Annotated in this window: 20 protein-coding genes, 2 tRNA genes and 2 pseudogenes; 20 read left to right on the top strand and 4 right to left on the bottom strand. The window is 35.8% G+C overall.

Translation table 11 applies throughout. From position 1 onward, the window contains the following. Window positions 1-14: 14 nt before the first annotated feature. The 15 genes and pseudogenes from pseC (at window position 15) to JCM21714_RS06200 (ending at window position 10,219) form a co-directional block, all read left to right on the top strand. Window positions 15-1,216 (top strand): annotated as a pseudogene (pseC, locus tag JCM21714_RS06260) (UDP-4-amino-4,6-dideoxy-N-acetyl-beta-L-altrosamine transaminase). Then, entirely contained in the window at window positions 1,213-1,941 is a 729-nt protein-coding gene (locus JCM21714_RS06255; RefSeq protein WP_035722729.1) for a cytidylyltransferase domain-containing protein, read from the top strand. Before pseC ends, JCM21714_RS06255 begins: the two are co-directional and overlap by 4 nt. After that, on the top strand, window positions 1,919-3,016 hold the full coding sequence (gene pseG / locus JCM21714_RS06250; RefSeq protein ID WP_084040605.1) for a UDP-2,4-diacetamido-2,4,6-trideoxy-beta-L-altropyranose hydrolase: 1,098 nt from the start codon (window positions 1,919-1,921) through the stop codon (window positions 3,014-3,016). The genes JCM21714_RS06255 and pseG overlap by 23 nt, the downstream gene beginning before the upstream one ends. A gap of 2 nt (window positions 3,017-3,018) precedes the next feature. After that, entirely contained in the window at window positions 3,019-3,345 is a 327-nt protein-coding gene (locus JCM21714_RS18195; RefSeq protein ID WP_052000429.1) for a hypothetical protein, read from the top strand. Beyond that, on the top strand, window positions 3,342-3,539 hold the full coding sequence (locus JCM21714_RS18190) for a GNAT family N-acetyltransferase (RefSeq protein WP_052000428.1): 198 nt from the start codon (window positions 3,342-3,344) through the stop codon (window positions 3,537-3,539). The genes JCM21714_RS18195 and JCM21714_RS18190 overlap by 4 nt, the downstream gene beginning before the upstream one ends. Next, complete coding sequence (pseI, locus tag JCM21714_RS06240) at window positions 3,540-4,595, top strand: pseudaminic acid synthase (protein WP_035722726.1); 1,056 nt, start codon at window positions 3,540-3,542, stop codon at window positions 4,593-4,595. It abuts the gene before it with no gap. A 216-nt stretch (window positions 4,596-4,811) separates the two neighbouring features. Continuing rightward, window positions 4,812-5,273, top strand: a complete 462-nt coding sequence (locus JCM21714_RS06235) for a MarR family winged helix-turn-helix transcriptional regulator (protein ID WP_035722723.1) — start codon at window positions 4,812-4,814, stop codon at window positions 5,271-5,273. Window positions 5,274-5,286: 13 nt separating this feature from the next. Beyond that, window positions 5,287-6,120, top strand: a complete 834-nt coding sequence (racE, locus tag JCM21714_RS06230) for a glutamate racemase (protein WP_035722721.1) — start codon at window positions 5,287-5,289, stop codon at window positions 6,118-6,120. A 335-nt stretch (window positions 6,121-6,455) separates the two neighbouring features. After that, window positions 6,456-6,698 carry a hypothetical protein gene (locus tag JCM21714_RS23840; RefSeq protein WP_369403486.1) on the top strand — a complete coding sequence of 81 codons (243 nt, stop codon included), beginning with the start codon at window positions 6,456-6,458 and terminating at the stop codon, window positions 6,696-6,698. Next, a complete protein-coding gene (locus JCM21714_RS06225) occupies window positions 6,673-7,506 on the top strand; it encodes a GerMN domain-containing protein (RefSeq protein ID WP_369403485.1) in 834 nt (277 codons plus the stop codon). The genes JCM21714_RS23840 and JCM21714_RS06225 overlap by 26 nt, the downstream gene beginning before the upstream one ends. Before the next feature lie 397 nt (window positions 7,507-7,903). Then, a pseudogene (gene rph / locus JCM21714_RS06220) lies at window positions 7,904-8,646 on the top strand (ribonuclease PH). Between the two features lie 16 nt (window positions 8,647-8,662). Continuing rightward, complete coding sequence (locus JCM21714_RS06215) at window positions 8,663-9,256, top strand: XTP/dITP diphosphatase (protein WP_035722718.1); 594 nt, start codon at window positions 8,663-8,665, stop codon at window positions 9,254-9,256. A 26-nt stretch (window positions 9,257-9,282) separates the two neighbouring features. Then, window positions 9,283-9,810, top strand: coding sequence for a metallophosphoesterase family protein (locus JCM21714_RS06210; RefSeq protein ID WP_035722715.1), 528 nt, complete (start codon window positions 9,283-9,285; stop codon window positions 9,808-9,810). 260 nt (window positions 9,811-10,070) lie between these two features. Continuing rightward, window positions 10,071-10,144: transfer RNA gene (locus tag JCM21714_RS06205), tRNA-Gly, on the top strand. A gap of 1 nt (window position 10,145) precedes the next feature. Then, window positions 10,146-10,219 (top strand) — tRNA-Arg (locus JCM21714_RS06200). A 94-nt stretch (window positions 10,220-10,313) separates the two neighbouring features. Here JCM21714_RS06200 and glgD read toward each other — a convergent pair. The 3 genes from glgD to JCM21714_RS06190 all read right to left on the bottom strand — a co-directional run bounded on the left by glgD (window position 10,314) and on the right by JCM21714_RS06190 (window position 12,578). Beyond that, the gene (gene glgD, locus JCM21714_RS06195) at window positions 10,314-11,156 is read right to left on the bottom strand and encodes a glucose-1-phosphate adenylyltransferase subunit GlgD (RefSeq protein WP_369403484.1); all 843 of its coding nucleotides are present in this window, start codon (window positions 11,154-11,156) and stop codon (window positions 10,314-10,316) included. Further along, entirely contained in the window at window positions 11,117-11,314 is a 198-nt protein-coding gene (locus tag JCM21714_RS23835) for a hypothetical protein (RefSeq protein ID WP_369403483.1), read from the bottom strand. Before JCM21714_RS23835 ends, glgD begins: the two co-directional genes overlap by 40 nt. 124 nt (window positions 11,315-11,438) lie before the next feature. Next, the gene (locus JCM21714_RS06190; protein WP_035722714.1) at window positions 11,439-12,578 is read right to left on the bottom strand and encodes a glucose-1-phosphate adenylyltransferase; all 1,140 of its coding nucleotides are present in this window, start codon (window positions 12,576-12,578) and stop codon (window positions 11,439-11,441) included. A 603-nt stretch (window positions 12,579-13,181) separates the two neighbouring features. On the opposite strand from JCM21714_RS06190, the gene JCM21714_RS06185 reads away from it, so the two are divergent. From JCM21714_RS06185 to yihA, 5 genes are all read left to right on the top strand, one after another. Beyond that, a complete protein-coding gene (locus JCM21714_RS06185) occupies window positions 13,182-14,024 on the top strand; it encodes a hypothetical protein (RefSeq protein ID WP_035722711.1) in 843 nt (280 codons plus the stop codon). 228 nt (window positions 14,025-14,252) lie between these two features. Continuing rightward, on the top strand, window positions 14,253-15,542 hold the full coding sequence (gene tig / locus JCM21714_RS06180) for a trigger factor (protein ID WP_035722709.1): 1,290 nt from the start codon (window positions 14,253-14,255) through the stop codon (window positions 15,540-15,542). A gap of 351 nt (window positions 15,543-15,893) precedes the next feature. Further along, window positions 15,894-17,165, top strand: coding sequence for an ATP-dependent protease ATP-binding subunit ClpX (clpX, locus tag JCM21714_RS06175; RefSeq protein ID WP_035722707.1), 1,272 nt, complete (start codon window positions 15,894-15,896; stop codon window positions 17,163-17,165). Between the two features lie 289 nt (window positions 17,166-17,454). Beyond that, entirely contained in the window at window positions 17,455-19,716 is a 2,262-nt protein-coding gene (gene lon, locus JCM21714_RS06170; protein ID WP_084040607.1) for an endopeptidase La, read from the top strand. After that, window positions 19,713-20,300, top strand: a complete 588-nt coding sequence (yihA, locus tag JCM21714_RS06165) for a ribosome biogenesis GTP-binding protein YihA/YsxC (RefSeq protein WP_035722706.1) — start codon at window positions 19,713-19,715, stop codon at window positions 20,298-20,300. Before lon ends, yihA begins: the two co-directional genes overlap by 4 nt. Before the next feature lie 22 nt (window positions 20,301-20,322). On the opposite strand, the gene JCM21714_RS06160 is transcribed toward yihA, so the two are convergent. Continuing rightward, window positions 20,323-20,808 (bottom strand): LiaI-LiaF-like domain-containing protein, encoded by a 486-nt coding sequence (locus tag JCM21714_RS06160; protein ID WP_235182646.1) that lies wholly within the window; start codon window positions 20,806-20,808, stop codon window positions 20,323-20,325. Window positions 20,809-20,832 lie beyond the last annotated feature (24 nt).

Raw genomic sequence — 20,832 nt, 5'->3', positions numbered from 1 at the left:
AAGGATGTTGATAAATGGAAACAAATCGATTAGCAATTGAAGGCGGAACACCAATAAGAAAAAATTATTTACCATATGGAAAACAAGATGTAGATCAATCAGATATGGATGCTGTTGTTAAAGTATTAAAAAGTGAGTACCTAACGACTGGTCCAATGATCGAAGTGTTTGAAAATACAATTGCTGCATATGTTGGCAGTCAATTTGCTGTCGCTTTTTCAAGTGGAACAGCTGCCCTTCATGCCGCTTGTTATGCAGCAGGAATTAAGGAAAAAGATCAAGTAATCACCACTCCAATGACGTTTGCTGCAACAGCAAATGCGATAAAATATCAAGGTGGTGAAGTCGTTTTTGCTGACATTGACTCCAAGACATACAATATTTCTCCAGAATCAATAGAAAATGTCATAAATGATCAGACAAAAGCGATTATTACGGTAGATTTTACTGGGCAGCCAGTCAATTATCAGGCAATTCGAAACATCGCAACTCGTTACCAAATTCCTTTTATTTCAGATGCTGCGCATGGACTAGGAGCAGTTTATCATGGTGAGAAGGTAGGTTCATTAGCTGATATGACGATGTTTAGTTTTCATCCAGTGAAGCACATAACAACCGGGAGGGTGGATTAATTACCACTAATAATAAGCAATATTATCAGAAGCTAAGAACTTTTCGGAACCACGGTATCGTACGAGAACAAGAAAAAATATCCATAAAACATCAGCCATGGTATTACGAAATGCAGTCTTTAGGGTTTAATTATCGAATGACAGATATTCAGGCTGCGTTAGGAACGAATCAGGCAAAAAAAATAGATGCTTTTTTAAATAAAAGAAAAGCTATTGCTCATCAATATACAGAAGCGTTTCAAAATTTTGATTTATTAACAACGCCTTTTCAATTAGATGATATCGAATCAAGCTGGCATTTATATATTGTTAGACTTCACCTTAATAGGTTGACGGTGGGTAGAACAGAGATATTTCAAGCGCTTCAAAAAGAAAATATTGGAGTAAATGTCCACTATATTCCAGTCTATTATCATCCTTATTATCAAAAAATGGGCTATAAAAAAGGGATATGTCCACATGCTGAATTATTATATGAAGAAATGATAACTTTGCCGCTATTCCCTAAAATGACAAACCAGGATGTTAATGATGTTATAGAAGCAGTAAAAAAAGTATTACGGCATTACGAGGTGAAAACATGAAAGTTGTAGCGATTATTCAAGCACGGATGGGCTCTTCTCGACTGCCAGGTAAAGTACTGCGAGAAGTAATGGATAAACCATTATTATATTATCAATTAGCACGAGTCCGTAAATCAAATTATCTGGATGAAATCATTGTCGCTACAACGACATTAGCAAATGATGACTGTATTGTTGATCTTTGCATGAGTCAAAACATAAAAGTATATCGAGGATCAGAGCAAGATGTTTTAACTAGATATGTTGAGGCTACCAAAGAAGCAAACGCAGATATTATTGTGCGTTTGACTGCGGATTGTCCTTTACTGGATCCAGTATTAATTGATCAATTGATTGAAGTATTTAAACGCGAGCAAGATGTTGATTATGTCTCAAATGTTATCAATAGAACATATCCAAGAGGTCTTGACATCGAAGTCTTCTCACAAGAAGCATTAATAAAAGTGAATCAATGGGCGACCAGCACTAGCTATCGGGAACATGTCACTAATTATTTGTTGGAACACCCAGAAAAATTTCGTTTGAGGAATGTAAGTAATCCAACAGATATTAGTTTTCATCGCTGGACGGTGGACACGATAGAAGATTTTCAATTGATACAACATATACTGATCGCATTATATTCTGGTGACCCTTACTTTTCATTTAATGATGTGTTGAGATTATTGGACGATCATCCAGAATGGTATCAAATAAACGTGGATGTTAAACAAAAGGATTGGTGAAATAATGCGCGTTGTTTTTCGGGTGGATAGCTCATTTCAGATCGGAACAGGCCATCTTAGAAGGTGTTTGGTACTAGCGGAACAATTACGGAAAAGAGATGCAGAAATTACCTTTATTAGTCATCATTTCCCGGGCAATCTCAATCATTTAATAATAGAAAATGACTTTACACTACTAGTGTTGCCTTACTTGGTGACAACAGCAGATCAACACGTAGCATTCATTGAAAATAATTGGGAGTTGGATGCACATCACACTAAAAATTTAATTCGACAATATCCAAATATTGATTATTTAGTTGTAGATCATTATGCACTAGAAGAAAGATGGGAAAAGGTGGTTAATGGTAATGTGCAACACGTAATCGTTATTGATGACCTAGCAAACAGAAAACATTATTGTGATACATTAGTGGATCAAAACTTATTGCAGAATATAGAAAAACGCTATGTAAATCTTGTACCAGCAAAAGCGAAATTACTATTAGGTCCTAAATACTTGTTGCTGCGAGAGGAATTTAGACAAACAGCTCTCATGAAAACTCCTCACCCATTTATTAAAAACATATTCATATCATTTGGTGGAACAGATCCTACGAATGAAACTTGTAAAACCTTGGAGGCAATCACGGATTTTTCCGATTATGATCTTGAAATTAACACGATTATTAGCACAAAACATCCAGAAATTAAACGGATACAAGCATATGCAAATCACAATCCTGCTATAAGTATTCATACCGATACAAAACAAATGGCTGCATTGATGGCAACAGCTGATCTGGCAATAGGTGCAGGAGGGACAACTACGTGGGAAAGATGTTATCTTCAGGTACCTACTTTTACGATTGAGACAGCCTTAAATCAACATGAGATTTTAAACTACCTTGATTCAATTGGTTTCCTGTGTCACTTAGGTAAAAGTAAAGATGTCTCAACAGGTAAAATACAAAAGATATTAAGTTCTCATTTGAATGATACAACAGAATGGAGAGCAATGAGAATTAGATTAAAAGCATTTGCAGCAAGTGTAGAAGATGAAGCGATAGCTCGATATATGGTGGAGGGAAATTAATTATGAGCATCTTTCAACTTAGATTGATAGAAGAACCGGATTTAGCTCAAATCTTAAAATGGCGAAACAGTAATCGTATTAAACAGTACATGTACAGTGATAAAGAGATTAGCTGGGAGGAACATCTGGGATGGTTTCAGCGAGTGAAAGATGATTCAAGTAAAAAGATTTTTGTTTTTTTACAGGAAGATATACCTTTAGGTTTTGTTCAATTTTATGATATATGTGTGCAACATAATCGTTGCTATTGGGGGGGGTTTTATATTGGTGAAGAAACAGCGCCTGCTGGTTCTGGAACAAGGATGGCTACATTAGCATCAATCATATGATCCAATTAGGAATAAGAAAAATATGTGCGGAAGTAATCGAAACAAATCTAGCAAGCTTGCATTTTCATCAAAAGTTAGGCTTTAAAATAGAGGGAAGATTCAAACAGCATATTCAAAAAGATAAAAAGCTATACGATGTTATCACTTTGGCATTATTTCAAGACGAATGGGAAAGTAGGAATGGAGGTTTATAAATGTCGGACATTACGATCCTTCATAAGAAAATTGGTATGAAATATTCACCTTTCATTATTGCTGAAATGTCTGGTAACCATAATCAGTCCTTATTTACAGCAATGAAAATTGTGGAAGCAGCAGCGATAGCCGGTGCAGATGCTTTAAAAATTCAGACATATACTGCAGATACGATGACTATCTCTACAAGGTCTACAGATTTTGTTGTATCAGATAAAAAAAGTCCATGGCATAATCAGTCACTGCATGAACTATATCAGCAAGCATATACTCCGTGGGAATGGCATCAGGCTATTTTTGATCGTTGTAAGGAACTTGGTATGATTGGTTTTAGTTCACCCTTTGATGAATCTGCTGTTGATTTTTTGGAAACATTAAATGTCCCCCCCTGTTATAAAATTGCCTCCTTTGAATGTACGGATATACCATTAATAAAAAAAGTAGCAAGTACGAAGAAACCAATGATTATTTCAACAGGGATGTCCTCAATTGCTGAAATTGATGAAACGGTACTAACAGCGAAAAATGCAGGTTGTGAGGACATTATTTTATTGAAATGCACAAGTACTTATCCAGCCTCTCCAATGCATTCCAATCTGAAGACCATTCCAAATATGAAGGAGGTATTTCAATGTCAGGTAGGCTTGTCGGATCATACGTTAGGCATAGGAACGGCAATAGCTAGTGTGGTTCTCGGTGCTTCAGTAATCGAAAAACATCTCACATTATCCAGAGAAGATGGAGGAGTAGATGCTAGCTTTTCTTTAGAACCTCATGAACTCCGTATGCTGGTAGAGGAGTCGAAGAGTGCATGGCAAGCTATCGGAAACGTGCACTATGGACCAACCGAAGCTGAAATAAACTCTAAAAGCTATCGACGTTCCTTATATATTACAGAAGATATGCAGAAAGGAGAAGAACTAACTAAATCAAATCTGCGAGTAATCAGGCCGGGATTTGGGTTAGCACCGAAATATTATGATGTTTTACTCGGCAAAAAAGTAAATAAAAACATTTCCAGAGGAACAGCTTTAACGTGGGACATAGTAGAATAATAAGATTTAGGAAGACTTTTATCGTGTTTTTGTATTTTATGCAAATAATTATTATTAAACTCTTTTTAAATAATAAAAGTATATAATTCACTTTTAATTTGAGATATACAAGCGTTGAGCCTATGCTTAACGCTTTTTCATAGTGTTTTTACAACAAACTTACTTCAAAAAATGTTATAGTAATGATATGTATTTACTTGAAGGGACGTTATTAGTGTGGCGAATACAAAAGAATCAGAACAAATTGCAGATATAGAAAAAGAGTTGAGATTTATTTCGGGAATTATAAAACAAAAAGGTAGAGAAATATTAAATAATTATCCGATTACGACTCCGCAGTTTATTGCCTTGCAATTTTTATTGGAAGAGGGAGATTTGACATTAGGTGAACTATCTAAAAAAATTAATTTGGCTTTCAGTACAACAACTGATCTTGTCGATCGCATGGAAAAGAATGATGTAGTCGAACGTGTCAAAGATACGAAAGATCGACGAGTAGTCAGGATCCATTTGCTAGAAAGAGGAAAAATAATTATTCAAGAAGTTATTAAGAAACGACAGCACTATTTAGGAGAAGTTCTCACGAATGTTAAAGAGGAAGATATGGTTCAATTATCAAGGTTATTACATTTGATGCACCATGAGATGAAACAAGCGAAGGAAAATGTAAAATTGTAAAGAGGCGATGAATGTGAAACAACCAATAGGGGGGGTAATTGATTCCGGAGTAGGCGGTCTAACGGTGGCAAGTGAATTAGTTCGTCAATTACCTAAGGAATCGATTATTTACTTAGGAGATACAAAAAGGTGCCCATATGGCCCGCGACCAAAAGAAGAAGTCATTCAATATACATTGGAAATGGTCGAATTTCTTTTGGGGGGGAAAGAGATTAAAATGTTAGTAATAGCTTGTAATACGGCTACAGCATTTGTGTTAGAGCAATTGCGGGATGAACTATCAATACCGGTTGTTGGTGTCATTCAGCCGGGAGCTCGTGCGGCTATTACAAATACTCGGACAGGTGAAGTAGGTGTAATAGGCACAGAAGGCACCATTAGCAGTAAAGCATATGTAAATGCCTTAAAACAAATTAATACAGAGATAGAAGTTAGAGATTTAGCTTGTCCCCCCCTCTTTGTGCCATTAGTGGAAAAGGGAGTGGTAAGCGGAGAAGAAGCATATCATGTGGTGAAGAAAACATTAGAGCCAATAAAACAATTTAGCGAAATGGATACACTTATTCTAGGATGTACACACTATCCAATGTTAAGAGATATCATTCAGGAAGTGATGGGTGCTACCGTTACTGTAATATCATCTGGAGAAGAAACGGCAAGAGAAGTCAGTACGATATTGGCTTACCATAAGAAGTTATACCATGGAATAAAGGAAGCACAACACCACTTTTATACCACTGGGAATGTGAATGTGTTTCATGAGATTGCATCGAGATGGCTGGCTCAAAAAGTGGATGCAGTGGATCAAATTGAATTAAATACAGTCAAAAGCTTAGGAAGAACTTGAATGGAAATTTCATTTAAGTTCTTTTTTGTTTTTCAAAACAATTTAATATCTTCGGTGTTGTATCTGTTTGCGTGAGATTTCGTCAATTCTGACGAATTAGTTACCAAACACTCATAAATGTTAAATAACCTTTTATTCTTCTAAGGGATTACCTTAAATATATCATGTTGGGCAATTTTTGCTTTTCAAATTATATTGGTCTATTTTGCTGAATAGCTCGTATATATAGTAGTACAAACCATCTTAGGAGGTATCGGTGATGAAAATCGATTTAGCCAAAAAATATGTAGGAATTGTATTACTATGTTTATTATTGTTAGTTGGTTGTGGTGTTTTTGAGGGGGGAACAGACATTAGATCAAATAGACGCACCGCCAGAGGAGGCAGAATTAACCGAGGATTTAGATAATATTCCTGAAGAAACAGAGGATACGGAAGAAGATAATGAGGAAACAGAAGGTGACAATGGTCAGGAAGAAAATGAACCTAATTCATCTGAAAGTGTATCAAGAGTGTTGTATTTATTAGATCAAAACGGTTTGGTTGTTCCGTATGAAGTACAGCTTCCATCCCCCTGATTCAAAGGAAGTTGCTAAACAAGTACTCGAATATTTAGTGCAGGATGGACCTGTAACTTCGATGCTGCCTAGTGGTTTTCAGGCTGTATTACCAGCTGGAACAGAAATTATTGATTTAAATCTAGAAGCAGATGGAACATTAGTAGTGAATGTTTCAGATGATTTTAAAACATATCAAGCGGAAAATGAGCAAAAAATATTAGAATCCATGACACATACGTTAACACAATTTGAAAATGTTCAACGTGTAAAATTATGGATAAATGGTGAAGAACAGAATGAAATGCCAGTCAATGGCACACCTATATCAGACGGATACTCTCGTGCAAATGGTATCAATGTTCATCAAGTTCAAGGAGTTGATATAATGGAAAGTAAAGCTACAACGCTTTACTTTCCAATGCAAGGCCAAGGCGATGAAATGGTCTATTTCGTACCAATAACACAACACGTACCAATGGACGAGGAAAATACTTATCAATCGGTCGTACAAGCCTTAATGGACGGACCTGCATTTGATTTACCACTTCAACATTTTGTTAATACAGGTTCTGAGTTAGCTGCGGCACCGGTATTGGAGGATGGTGTATTATCCTTAACATTTAATGAAAATATCTTAAGTAATAGTGCTAAAAGTGAAATTGCAGACGAGGTAATGAAATCAATCGTCTTAACCCTAACAGAACAAGAAGGTATAGAAGCAGTTGAGGTTAATGTTGAAAATCATAAAGAAGTAATAAGTGAAAGTGAACAACCATATACAGAACCAGTTTCCAAAGAAATGCTGACACCAACGGAAAGTCTTTAACTTCTCGAAACGAAACTGAGGCAAAAGTAGTTTGATGAAAATGAAATCCGAATGATATGCGAATTCTTCATTAGAATTTGTTATCATTCGGATTTTTAATTACATCTTTGGAAGATTATGTGCAGTAACTGATAAAATAATTATGATATGGTATATCTGCGTAACAAGCCGGAGCGGCTGTTTAGCAGTAAAAATCTTTCAAAATTGCCACATGCATTATGTCGCATAATCTTCCTTATGTTTATCGTGATTCATTACGTCGTTTGGCTTTGTGATGGGAAATAATTGATATGTTCTCGACTCGTTTTACTATTTCAGATGAAAAGTCAGATGTATGAAAACACAATCTGCTGAGAAAATATGTTAAGATAGAACAGAATGTAAGGAGGAAGTATAAATGCGAGTAACAGGAAGAGAAATTGATCAATTACGAAAGATTGAAATTCAAACAAATTTTATTAAACATGCGGAAGGATCGGTACTTATTACAGTAGGCGACACAAAGATAATCTGTAATGCTAGTGTCGAAGATCGAGTTCCCCCCCCATTCATGAGAGGGTCTAAAAAAGGTTGGATTACGGCGGAATATGCAATGTTACCACGCGCAACGGAAACACGAAATATTCGCGAATCCTCTAAAGGTAAGGTGTCAGGAAGAACGATGGAAATTCAACGTTTGATTGGCCGCTCTCTACGTGCTGTAGTAGATTTAGAAGCAATTGGTGAGAGAACCGTTTGGGTGGACTGCGATGTGATTCAAGCAGATGGAGGAACTAGAACAGCTTCGATAACAGGAGCCTTTGTAGCAGTGTCCATGCATTAGGTAAATTAGTGGACGAAAACAAAATAAAAAAATTTCCGATAACAGATTACTTGGCAGCAATCTCTGTTGGTGTACTACCAGATGGATCAGAGATTTTAGATCTGGAGTATTCGGAAGATGCTCAAGCAGATGTTGATATGAATATTGTAATGACAGGAAAAGGTGAATTCGTTGAAATACAAGGTACAGGCGAAGAAGCAACCTTTAGTAACGCTCAGTTAACAAAAATGTTAGCTTTGGCAGAAAAAGGAATGAAAGAAATTTTTGAAATCCAAGCAGAAGCAATTAAACCATATCAAGAGAAATTAGAATTGTAATAGGAGCTTGACTCATATGAAGGAATTAATTATTGCCACAAAAAACCCTGGAAAAATGAAAGACTTTAAAGGATTGTTTGAGCCGCTTGGAATAAGAGTCTCTTCATTATTAGATTTTCCTGAACTAGTTGAAGATATCGAAGAAACAGGTAGTACCTTTGAAGAAAATGCAGCAATAAAAGCTGAAGCAATTTGTGAGAAATTCAACCTTCCAGTTATTTCCGATGATTCAGGCATAGAAATTGACGCATTGAATGGTGCGCCGGGAGTGTATTCAGCAAGATATGCTGGAGAAGAAAAAGATGATCTCGCAAATCTGCAAAAAGTGTTAAACGAATTAAGCGACGTACCGAAGGAGCAGCGTTCTGGTCGTTTTGTTTGTGTTTTAGCAATTGCACAACCAGATGAAAAGATCATATTAAAACGTGGAGAGTGTGAAGGTATGATTGGTTTTGAAGCCATTGGTGAATATGGATTTGGTTATGATCCTATTTTTTATCCTGCGGGTAGTAGCCGAACAATGGCTGAGCTAACACCTGAAGAAAAAAATAATATTAGTCATCGTAGAAAAGCGTTAGATAAAATTGAGAAGTGGGTAAAGGAATTATAAATTGTTTGATGTAAGGAGATGTAAGAATGGCTAAAGTTCTCATAATTAGTGATAGTCATGGCTGGAGTCAAGAGGTTTCAGAAATTAAAGCAAGGCATCAGAACGAAGTGGATGCTATGATCCATTGTGGCGATTCAGAGCTTGAATATGATAGTGAGCCGCTTGAAGGATTCGAGAAAGTACAAGGAAATATGGACAGGGATTTTCGCTTTCCTGAGGAACTGGATTTTTCTGTTGGAAAGTTGCACTTTTTTGTGACGCATGGTCATTTATTTCAAATTAAATCGACACTAATGCCTGCCTCTTATCGAGCGGAAGAATTAGGTGCGAATATTATTTGTGTAGGTCATGCCCATGTTGCTGCTGTGGAAAAGGTGAATGATCAATTGTTTATAAACCCTGGCAGTCTGCGTCAGCCAAGAAGTTCCTATCCAGGCTCTTATGCATTATTAACAGCTGATGATCAATTAGAAGATGTGTCAGTCCATTTTTATACAAAAGAAGGTCAAGAAATCTCTAGTCTTGCTTACCAAACATCATTGACTAATTTTTAGTAAGTTGTTCATACAAGACATAAGCTTAGCTTCATGAGATAGAGGTTTATTAGATACTAACTGACTTTATGATGTCACTTAAGGGGGGGAGTCTCTCTTTGTCTCATGGAGCTATCACTTATCATGTGGAGCAATATATAAATATCACAAAAATATTAAAATATTTCTTAATAACTGTTGACATTGACTACGCAAATTTATATAATAGTATTTGTCCGTTAACGAGATAATCATTTTAAACATACATATTCTAATTCGTTGCGGGTGTAGTTTAGTGGTAAAACCTCAGCCTTCCAAGCTGATGTCGAGGGTTCGATTCCCTTCACCCGCTCCATGTCCCAATAGCTCAGCTGGATAGAGCAACAGCCTTCTAAGCTGTGGGTCGCAGGTTCGAATCCTGCTTGGGACATTACCAAAACCTTACAACGATTAGCGTTGTGAGGTTTTTTATTTGGTCGGAAGTTACTATATATAAAAATCTTATGAACCATTGATAAATCTCTTTAAACCGTTTTGTTTTTTGCAACTATAAAAGGTTGTTCTTTAGCTCCTTTTAGCAATTGATCTTCTGTAATCGTTACATCTTTATCTAAGATGACATTTTCTATATGAGCACCATCTCTAATTGTGCAATGTTGAAGGATGATGGAGTTTTTTATTTTCGCACCTTTTCCCACTTTTACGCCTCTGAATAGAATAGAGTTATCGACCTCTCCATTTATGACACCACCAGTTGCTATCATGGATCTTGATACTTTGGCTGAACTGTTATATTTAGTAGGAGCTTGATTTCCAATTTTCGTATAAACACGTTCCCATTCAGAAAATAATTGACGATAATTATCTATTTCGAGTAACGCTAAGCTTTGCTTGTAATAGCTGTCGATGGAGTTGATTATGACGCTGTAACCTTCATAATAATAGGAATGGACTTTTAAACAATTTAGATTGGTAATAACACCATCTAAGAAGAAATTTTCTTTGTAGTTAGCAATGCATGCCTCTATTAAGGCATAAAGTAAAGATTTCTTTATCACATAAACCCCCCCTGAGAAAACATGGGGATTTTTTGTATCATTGGTTATAGTTTTCACCTGGTTATCCGCATCGACCTCTACTTTCAGACAGGCATCATGTTCAGGCAATAGATCATAGTGTGTGGTAAGTAACGTGATATCTGCCTTTGACTCTAAATGACTGTTGAATAACGCTTGATAATCCATATTGGAAACAAACTGGCTACTACTTATTAAGACATAATCTGCCTTGCTTGTTTCAAAGTAATCCCAATTATTGCGAAAGTGTCTTAAGTCCCCCCCTTTAGAAATATCAGTGGCCTCTTGCATTGTGGTGGAAGAATAAATAATCCACCATGACGTTTATTTAATTCCCAATCTGCTCCAGATCCCAAATGGTCCAATAATGAACGGTATTTGCTTGTGGTGAAGATTGCTACTTCGCTAATATCAGACTTAATCATGTTAGAAAGCGTGAAATCGATCAAACGATATCTTCCTGCAAAAGGGGGTAGCTGCTCCGCATCTAAAATAATTTAATTCATTAAGAAAATCGTGTTCGTGTTCTAAGTTGATCAATCCCATCATTGTTTCCATTATATCTTCACCTCCTTAAGATATTGATTCCAAATTCTCATTTGATAGAACAACAGGTTCCGAGTCAGAATTCGCTATAATTCTAGTATTCGCTGGAATTGTTACATTTTCCTGGACAATCACACGTTGCAAAAAAGCATTTTCTCCTACGCGTACTCCAGGGAGAAGAATCGATTCTTTCACGATAGCGTCTTTTTTAATTTCTACATTTTCAAATAATACAGTGTGGTCTATTGTACCGGAAATGACGCATCCATTATTTACTAAGGAATGATGAATACTGGTATTTTTATCGATTAATTGGGGAGAAAAATTGGAATCATGTGAATAAATTCTCCATTCATCATTGTTTAGCGAAAAGGGAAGATGGTCTTCTAATAGATCCATATGTGCTTCCCAATAACTATTGATCGTGCCTACATCTTTCCAATAGCCTTCAAAACGATAAGCATAGAGGGAGAGGTTGTTCTCAATCATGGCCGGAAGAATATCCTGTCCAAAATCATGATTGGAATTATTGTTTGTCGCATCATCCTCTAAATAATCCTTTAAGATTTTCCAATTAAAAATGTAAATTCCCATGGAAGCTAAATTGTTTTTTGCCTTCATTGGCTTCTCTTCAAATTGATATATTTTAAGATCATCTGTAGTATTTAAGATGCCGAACCGAGAGGTTTCCTCCCATGGAACTTCAATAGCAGAGATCGTAACATCTGCGCCTTTTTCCTTATGTTGCTGTAATAATTTTGTGTAATCCATATGATAAATATGGTCTCCTGAAAGAACGATTAGATATTCAGGATCATATCCTTCTATATAATTAATATTTTTCGTGATAGCATCCGCAGTACCTAGATACCAGCTGCCACCATCATTGACTGTGAATGGAGATAATATAGTGAGGCCATCTTCCATCCGATCCATATCCCATGGTTTCCCAACTCCAATATGTTTGTGGAGTTCAAGGGGGGGCGAGTATTGTGTTAGTACGCCAACTGTGTACATTCGTGAATTTAAGCAATTGCTCAAGGTGAAGTCAATAATCCGATATCTTCCACCAAAAGGAACAGCAGGTTTGGCTATATTTTGGGTTAATAATCCGAGACGTTTACCCACACCTCCTGCTAGAAGCATTGTTACACATTCCTTCTTCATGATAGCCCTCCTCTTTATTTTTTTGAAAAACCAACATAGCTTATGGTGGTAATTTCACTTTTATATGCTATTTTGATGGTGCCAATCTTCTTGGACTACTTGATGTAGAGAAGTATTTTGTTTGTCAGCAAATTCTATAGGTGAAGCATTTCGGGGCTCTAACGGTGAATTGAAACCGATTTTGCATGAAATGACAACTGAGAAATTTATAGTGGTGATAGGTATGCCTTGATGATATAAGTAGATTTCGAAATCATTAAGATAATGTGACATATAAACTTCTTTCAACCTCTTCAGCATATTCTAACTATTAATAATGTATGATAGATAAAATTGTTATATTACTTTATGAAGCGATATCATTTATAATGAAGTTACGATTTATTGGGAATAGTGAATGGATAATAATAAAGTGTAGGAAGAGTAAATGGTAATAATTACAATTTATTGATTCTTTCATTTTCTAGCACTTGAGTAATATAAAAATAAAATTTATAATAGTAGCTACTACATATAGGCAGGTGAAAATATGGAAGAGGAACGGAAAAATATAATTATTTTTCAAAATGGAAGGATAACCTGGAAGAGCAAGCAAAAAAGGCGATGCAGGAGAATCAATTTGATCTGGCTTACGATTATTTCCTTAAGCTTACAGATATTGGAGTTGATTCACATGAGGTGATGACAGGTAAATTAATATGCATGATGGAGTTAAATATGCAAGACCAGGCAGAAGAATTCTGTGAAGATTTAATCGCCCGAAAAGATCAGTACTTTGCATATTACGTACATATTTATTCCACCTTATTATTTCAATCGAGCAAATATAAAGAAGTTATGTATCTGATTGAAGATGCTTTAGAAGAACAGAATATACCAGATCATATTGCGGAACAATTAAGACATATGTATCAGCTTAGTAGTGAATTACAAGAGCAGGATGATAAACAATCGTACATAGAAATAGAAAAGCAATTAGAAGAGGCAATGAAAGAGAAGAATGATCGTAAACAATGGTATATGGTGAAGCGATTACTACAATTGAAAACTAAAACAGATAAAGCAATCTTTCGAAAAATGCTTCAAGATCCAGCTATTCATCCCGTAGTGAAAACAGCTATTTTAGAATATTACGAAAAGCTGCTGCCATCCAAACCATTGCAAATCGAAAAATTCAATTTGATGGATACGTTAGATATGCCAGCAAGTGATTCTATTTTACCTACCTCTTTTTTTACAGGTGTGACCCAATATTTAGAAGATGTACAGCATCATGATCCTACTAAATATCAAATGATTCAATTTATATTAGAACGATTTGCCTATGTCTTTACACCATTTTTACCTCAAAAAGAAAATTACCAAGTTTTTGCTGAGTCGCTGAACTTTTATGTGAGCAAAAGTTTTCAATTGATGGAAGATGGGATGATCGTCAATCCTCCTTAATGAAAGAACACTACTTAAAAATGATTGATGTTTCGGAGACATTATACGCAGCAATTTTAGACGTATAACCCAGTATATATAGAATTTATTACTACATATGTTATTATTATTGAAAGCCAAAGCAATTATGTTATAATAAGATGGTTGCAATTTGCGTTCGGTCTAGTATAAGATGGTATATTGAATGAACGTCAAATATACAAGTTTTTACGTTGGAGGGAATTTAGAATGACAGCAAAATGGGAAAAACAAGAAGGTAATGTTGGCATATTAACAGTTGAAGTTGATGCTGACAAATTTAATAGTGCTTTAGACCAAGCCTTTAAAAAGGTGGTTAAACAAGTACAAGTACCTGGCTTCCGTAAAGGAAAAATACCAAGGGGGGGAATGTTTGAAAAACGCTTTGGTGTAGAATCATTATACCAAGATGCAGTAGATATTGTATTACCTGGTGAATATACAGCTGCTGTAGAAGAAACTGGAATCGAACCAGTAGATCAACCAGAAGTTGATGTGGAACAAATTGAAAAAGGTAAAAACCTTATTTTTACTGCAAAAGTAACGGTAAAGCCAGAAGTGAAGTTAGGCGAATATAAAGGGCTTGAAGTGGAAGAACAATCCACAGAGGTAACAGATGAAGATGTAGAAGAAGAAATTAAAAAACAACAGGAGCAACAAGCAGAGTTAGTTGTCAAAGAAGATGGCGAAATTGCAGATGGCGATACTGTCGTTATCGATTTTGAAGGTTTTGTTGATGGGGAAGCTTTTGAAGGCGGTCAAGCAGATAACCACTCATTAGAAATCGGATCTGGTTCCTTTATTCCAGGTTTTGAAGAGCAGCTTATCGGTAAGAAGACTGGAGAAGAAACAGAAGTATCCGTTACTTTTCCTGAAGAATACCATGCAGAGAATCTAGCAGGTAAAGATGCGACATTCAAAGTGAAAATTCATGAAATTAAAGCAAAAGAACTTCCAGAATTGGATGATGAATTTGCAAAAGATGTAGACGAAGAAGTAGAAACCTTAGATGAATTAAGAGACAAAACAAAAAAACGTCTGCAAGAACAGAAGGAAAACGAAGCAGATGCCAACAAACGTGAGGATTTAATCCAACAAGCATCTGATAACGCTGAAGTGGAAATTCCTGACGCAATGGTGCAATCTGAATTAGATCGTATGCTTCAAGAATTTGAGCAAAGACTGCAAATGCAAGGTATGACATTGGAAATGTACTTCCAATTATCTGGTCAAGATGAAGATGCATTGAAAGGCCAAATGAAGGAAGATGCTTCTAAACGTGTCAAAACTAACTTAACATTAGAAGCTATTGCTGCAGCAGAGAATGTGCAAGTAACAGACGAAGATGTTGAAAAAGAATTAAAAACAATGGCTTCATCGTATAACATGGAAATCGATCAAATCAAGCAGGCGCTTGGTGGAAACACTGCAGCACTCCAAGATGATTTGAAGTTCAAAAAAGCAATTGATGTGCTTGTAGAAAATAGTAAAACAAAATAATAGTTAGCTAGAGAAAACAAGGTGCACTGATTGGTACCTTGTTTTCTCTAACATCAAAGCGCCCCCCCAATCCCATATATAAAGAAGTCCAAACTTATACATAATAATTAATTCCATGCAATAGAAGGATATACATTTGTTAAGACTAACATATAAATAAAGAAACTCTTCTTCTAGATAGCGCAAACTATTTGTAATCAGATTAAAATATTGTTACGCTTTTAAAACGTTAGCATCGTTAAAGTGTATTGCTTTTTTAATTTGGAACAATTTGATATGATGGGCTAAAGAAAATAATTTCTTATCTTTTATGGTCATATGAAACTTTTTGAACAAGGGGGGGTGAATGTCATGTATAAATTTAATGAAGAAAAAGGTCAATTAAAATGTTCATTTTGTGGGAAAAGTCAAGACCAGGTTCGTAAGTTAGTTGCAGGACCAGGTGTTTATATATGTGATGAATGTATTGAACTTTGCACGGAAATTGTGGAAGAAGAATTAGGTACAGAAGAAGAAGTGGAATATAAAGATATTCCGAAACCACAGGAAATATGTGAAATTTTAAATGATTATGTAATCGGTCAAGAAAAAGCAAAGAAAAACCTATCTGTAGCGGTCTATAATCATTATAAACGGATTAATTCTCCAAAAACGAAAGATGATGTAGAATTAGCAAAAAGTAACATTGCTATGATTGGTCCAACTGGTAGCGGTAAAACATTATTAGCTCAAACTCTAGCGCGTATTTTAAATGTCCCATTTGCGATAGCTGATGCTACTTCCTTAACAGAAGCAGGATATGTGGGAGAAGATGTTGAGAATATCTTATTAAAGCTGATCCAAGCAGCAGATTATGATGTGGAGAAGGCGGAAAAAGGTATTATTTATATCGACGAAATTGATAAGGTAGCACGAAAATCAGAGAATCCATCGATTACACGTGATGTATCAGGTGAAGGTGTACAACAGGCACTATTAAAGATATTAGAAGGCACTACTGCCAGTGTACCTCCACAAGGTGGAAGAAAACATCCGCATCAGGAATTTATTCAAATTGATACAACTAATATTCTATTTATCTGTGGTGGTGCGTTTGATGGTATTGAGCAGATTGTTAAACGCCGTCTTGGTAAGAAGGTAATTGGTTTCGGCGCAGATGCAGAAAATCAGGAAATGGATAAAGCTACTTTACTTTCCAAGGTGCTTCCAGAAGATTTATTACGTTTTGGATTAATTCCAGAATTTATTGGACGCTTACCTGTTATCGGCAGTTTAGAACCGTTAGATGAAAAAACGCTAGTTGAAATTTTAACAGAACCTAAAAATGCAATAGTAAAGCAATATAACAAACTATTTGAAATTGATAATGTCGAATTAGAATTTGAAGATGGTGCTTTGGAAGAGGTTGCCAAAAAGGCAATCGAGCGTAAAACAGGTGCACGTGGCTTAAGATCAATACTCGAAGGTATTATGTTAGAAGTTATGTTTGAACTACCTTCACGAGATGATATTAAAAAGTGTATCATTACGAAAGAAACCGTCACTGATGAAGATGGACGTCCGAAGTTAGTTCATCTGGATGGTACCGTTCAAAATCTTCAATTACCAAAAGAGAGTGCATAAATACAAAATCCCTTGTTATAGAACAAGGGATTTTGTATGTTTCACAAACAACCGGTAAAACTAATTATATGTAAAATATGAAAGTATATAAAAACGTATAGATTTACAAAAAAACAAAAACTTCTTTAAACTGATAACAAATAGAAAATCCACATAACAACAATAGTACTAGCGAATTATCAAAAAAAAAAACAGAAAACTAGTAGCTTTGACGGAGGTGCCATATGACGGAATCAAAATTTATACATATACACTATTACCTTTGCGCGGTCTCATCGTTTTTCCGGGCATGGTTATACATTTAGATGTAGGTCGCGAAAAATCTATTGAATCATTGGAAAAAGCAATGATGAATGATCAACAAATCTTTTTGGCGGCACAGAAGGAAAGTGCTATTGATGAGCCTAGTCCTGATGATATACATAAGATTGGTGCAGTAGCAAAAGTTAACCAAATGCTTAAATTACCAAATGGTACGATGCGGGTGCTTGTAGAAGGACTGTATCGTGCAGAAATTCAGCAATTCATCAAAGATGAAAAGCAATTTTTTGTTGAAATTAATAAAATAGAAGACGTGCATCACAAAAAAGCTGAAGAAGATGCCTTACGACGTGCACTACTAGAACAATTTGAATACTACACTAAAATTTCCAAGAAAGTAAGCAAAGAGTCCTTAGCCAGTGTAATAGATATTGAAGAGCCTAGTCGTTTTGCTGATGTGGTTGCATCACATATCACATTAAAAATGTCTGATAAACAAGAGATACTGGAAACGAAAGATGTAATTATCCGTCTTAAAAGACTGCTCGATATCATTTCAAATGAAAAAGAAGTATTAGAATTAGAAAGAAAAATTGGCCAACGTGTGAAGAAATCGATGGAAGAAACTCAAAAAGAATATTACTTGCGTGAACAAATGAAGGCCATTCAGAATGAACTTGGTGATAAAGACGGTAAGACTGGTGAAATTGCAAGCTTACGAAAGAAATTGGAAAAGAAAAAATTACCTGATCGAATCGTACAATTAGTTGAAAAAGAACTTAATCGTTATGAACGTGTACCACAAAGCTCTGCTGAGAGTTCAGTCATCCGTAATTATATTGATTGGATCCTCGCATTACCATGGACAGAGGAAACAGAAGATAATTTAGATATTAAACATGCGGAAAATATTTTAGATGAGGATCATTATGGTTTGGAAAAAGTCAAAGAACGGGTGCTAGAATATTTAGCTGTTCAGCAATTAACGAACTCCTTGAAAGGTCCGATCTTATGTCTTGTGGGTCCTCCGGGAGTTGGAAAAACCTCATTAGCTAAATCTGTTGCAAGAGCTATCGATCGTCACTTTGTTAGAATTTCACTTGGTGGTGTTAGAGATGAGGCGGAAATCCGAGGTCATCGTCGTACCTATGTTGGTGCATTACCTGGTCGAATTATTCAAGGAATGAAAAAGGCAGAAACAATCAATCCAGTATTCTTATTAGATGAAATTGATAAAATGTCCAATGATTTCAGAGGTGATCCTTCTGCAGCTATGTTGGAAGTGTTAGATCCTGAACAAAACAATACGTTTAGCGATCATTATTTAGAAGAAACATACGATTTATCAAAGGTGATGTTTGTTGCAACTGCTAATACTTTAGCTACCGTACCCAGACCATTATTTGATCGCATGGAAGTGATTTCTATTGCGGGGGGGTATACAGAGCTAGAAAAACTGCACATTGCAAAAAATCATTTATTAACAAAACAATTAAGAGAAAATGGACTAAAAAAAAGACATTTACAAATTAGAGATGACGCATTACTAAAATTAATTAGAGTGTATACAAGAGAAGCAGGAGTTCGTGGTTTAGAACGTCAACTCGCTTCCATCTGTCGTAAAGCCGCTAAAATAATCGTATCTAAAGAAAAACAACGGGTAATTGTCACGGAAAAACAACTAGAAGCAATTTTGGGAAAACCAATGTTTCGCTATGGCATAATGGAAGAAGAAAATCAAATAGGTGCGGCAACAGGACTTGCTTATACAACGGCTGGTGGTGATATCTTATCGATTGAGGTAAGTTTATCTAAAGGTAAAGGAAAATTAACGTTAACAGGTAAACTAGGAGACGTGATGAAGGAGTCTGCTCAAGCTGCCTTTAGTTATATTCGGTCACGTGCAGATAAATTTAAAATCGATCCTGATTTCAATGAAAATTATGATATTCATATTCATGTTCCTGAAGGTGCTACACCAAAGGATGGACCTTCAGCGGGTATCACGATTGCCACTGCACTTGTTTCTGCATTAACTGGACGAGCTGTTCGAAAAGAAGTTGGAATGACAGGTGAAATTACTTTAAGAGGCCGAGTGCTGCCAATTGGTGGATTAAAAGAAAAATCATTAAGTGCACATCGAGCAGGGATTACCACTATTATAATTCCAGCCGATAATAAGAAGGATCTCGATGATATACCTGAAAGTGTTCGTGAGGGATTAACGTTCATTCCGGTTGATCACTTAGATACGGTATTAGAATATGCGTTACTGGGGGGATTCACATGAAAGTAAATAAAGCTGAGATCGTAATAAGTGCGGTGTCAGAAAAACAATATCCTAATGATAAGTGGCCTGAAATTGCGTTGGCAGGGCGTTCTAATGTGGGTAAATCTTCATTTATTAATAAACTGATTAACCGAAAAAACTTGGCGCGTACCTCTTCCAAACCGGGTAAAACGCAAACATTAAATTTTTATAATATTAATGATTTGTTCTATTTTGTAGATGTACCTGGTTATGGCTATGCGAAAGTGTCAAAAAAAGAACGTGAAAAATGGGGGGGTAATATGATGGAGGAATATTTTTCTCTCCGTGATACCTTGCGTCTGACGGTTCTAATTGTAGACATACGTCATCAACCGACTGAAGATGACCGTTTGATGTATGATTTTTTAAAGCATTATGAAATACCGGTTTTAGTAATCGCAACTAAGCTGGACAAGATTCCTAAGAATAAAAGGGATACGCATCTAAAACGTGTGATTAGCACCCTGGAAATGGATGAAGATGATGCAGTCCTGTCATTCTCAGCAGAAACGAGTGAAGGAAAAGAAGAGGTATGGAGTTATTTAGATAACTTTATAAAATAAAGAAAAAGTACTAATCATCTGATTAGTACTTTTTCTTTGTCAAGAGTAAATAGATGCCTAAGCCAATTAAAAGCACTGGCCAAAATCGTTCTATCCAATCCATTGTTTCATTAATCCAATTGAACCATCCAGGCTGATTGTTCACAAAAATTGCAAAAATAGAGATAATTAATAAGATCATACCTGGTATTATGCCTTTTTTTGTTTTAATTGCCCTAGTCAGGAAGGCAATGGCAACTATAAGCGTATAGATTCCCCCAATGATCGATCCAAAAAGAGTAATGGCTAATCCATGGAAATGGATGCCTAATCCAAGAAGAATTACTCCCGGAAAGAGGTTTTTAAAATCACGTGATGAAAAAGCATAGATTAGAAAGGCAGTCCCAATCAGTATGAGCAAAGTTGGCCAAGAATAAAAATCAGTTAAGATAGGTAATCGCAATTCTCGCAGCAAAAAGAATAAGCCAATACCTATTAATAAAAATGCCACAAGACCATTTTTTTTCAAAACAAACACTCCTAGATTAAAATA

The organism is Gracilibacillus boraciitolerans JCM 21714 (genome assembly GCF_000521485.1).
GTDB classification, from domain to species: domain Bacteria; phylum Bacillota; class Bacilli; order Bacillales; family Amphibacillaceae; genus Gracilibacillus; species Gracilibacillus boraciitolerans.
The sequence above is the reverse complement of the archived record's forward strand: the minus strand, read 5'-3'. Positions and strand labels throughout refer to the sequence as shown.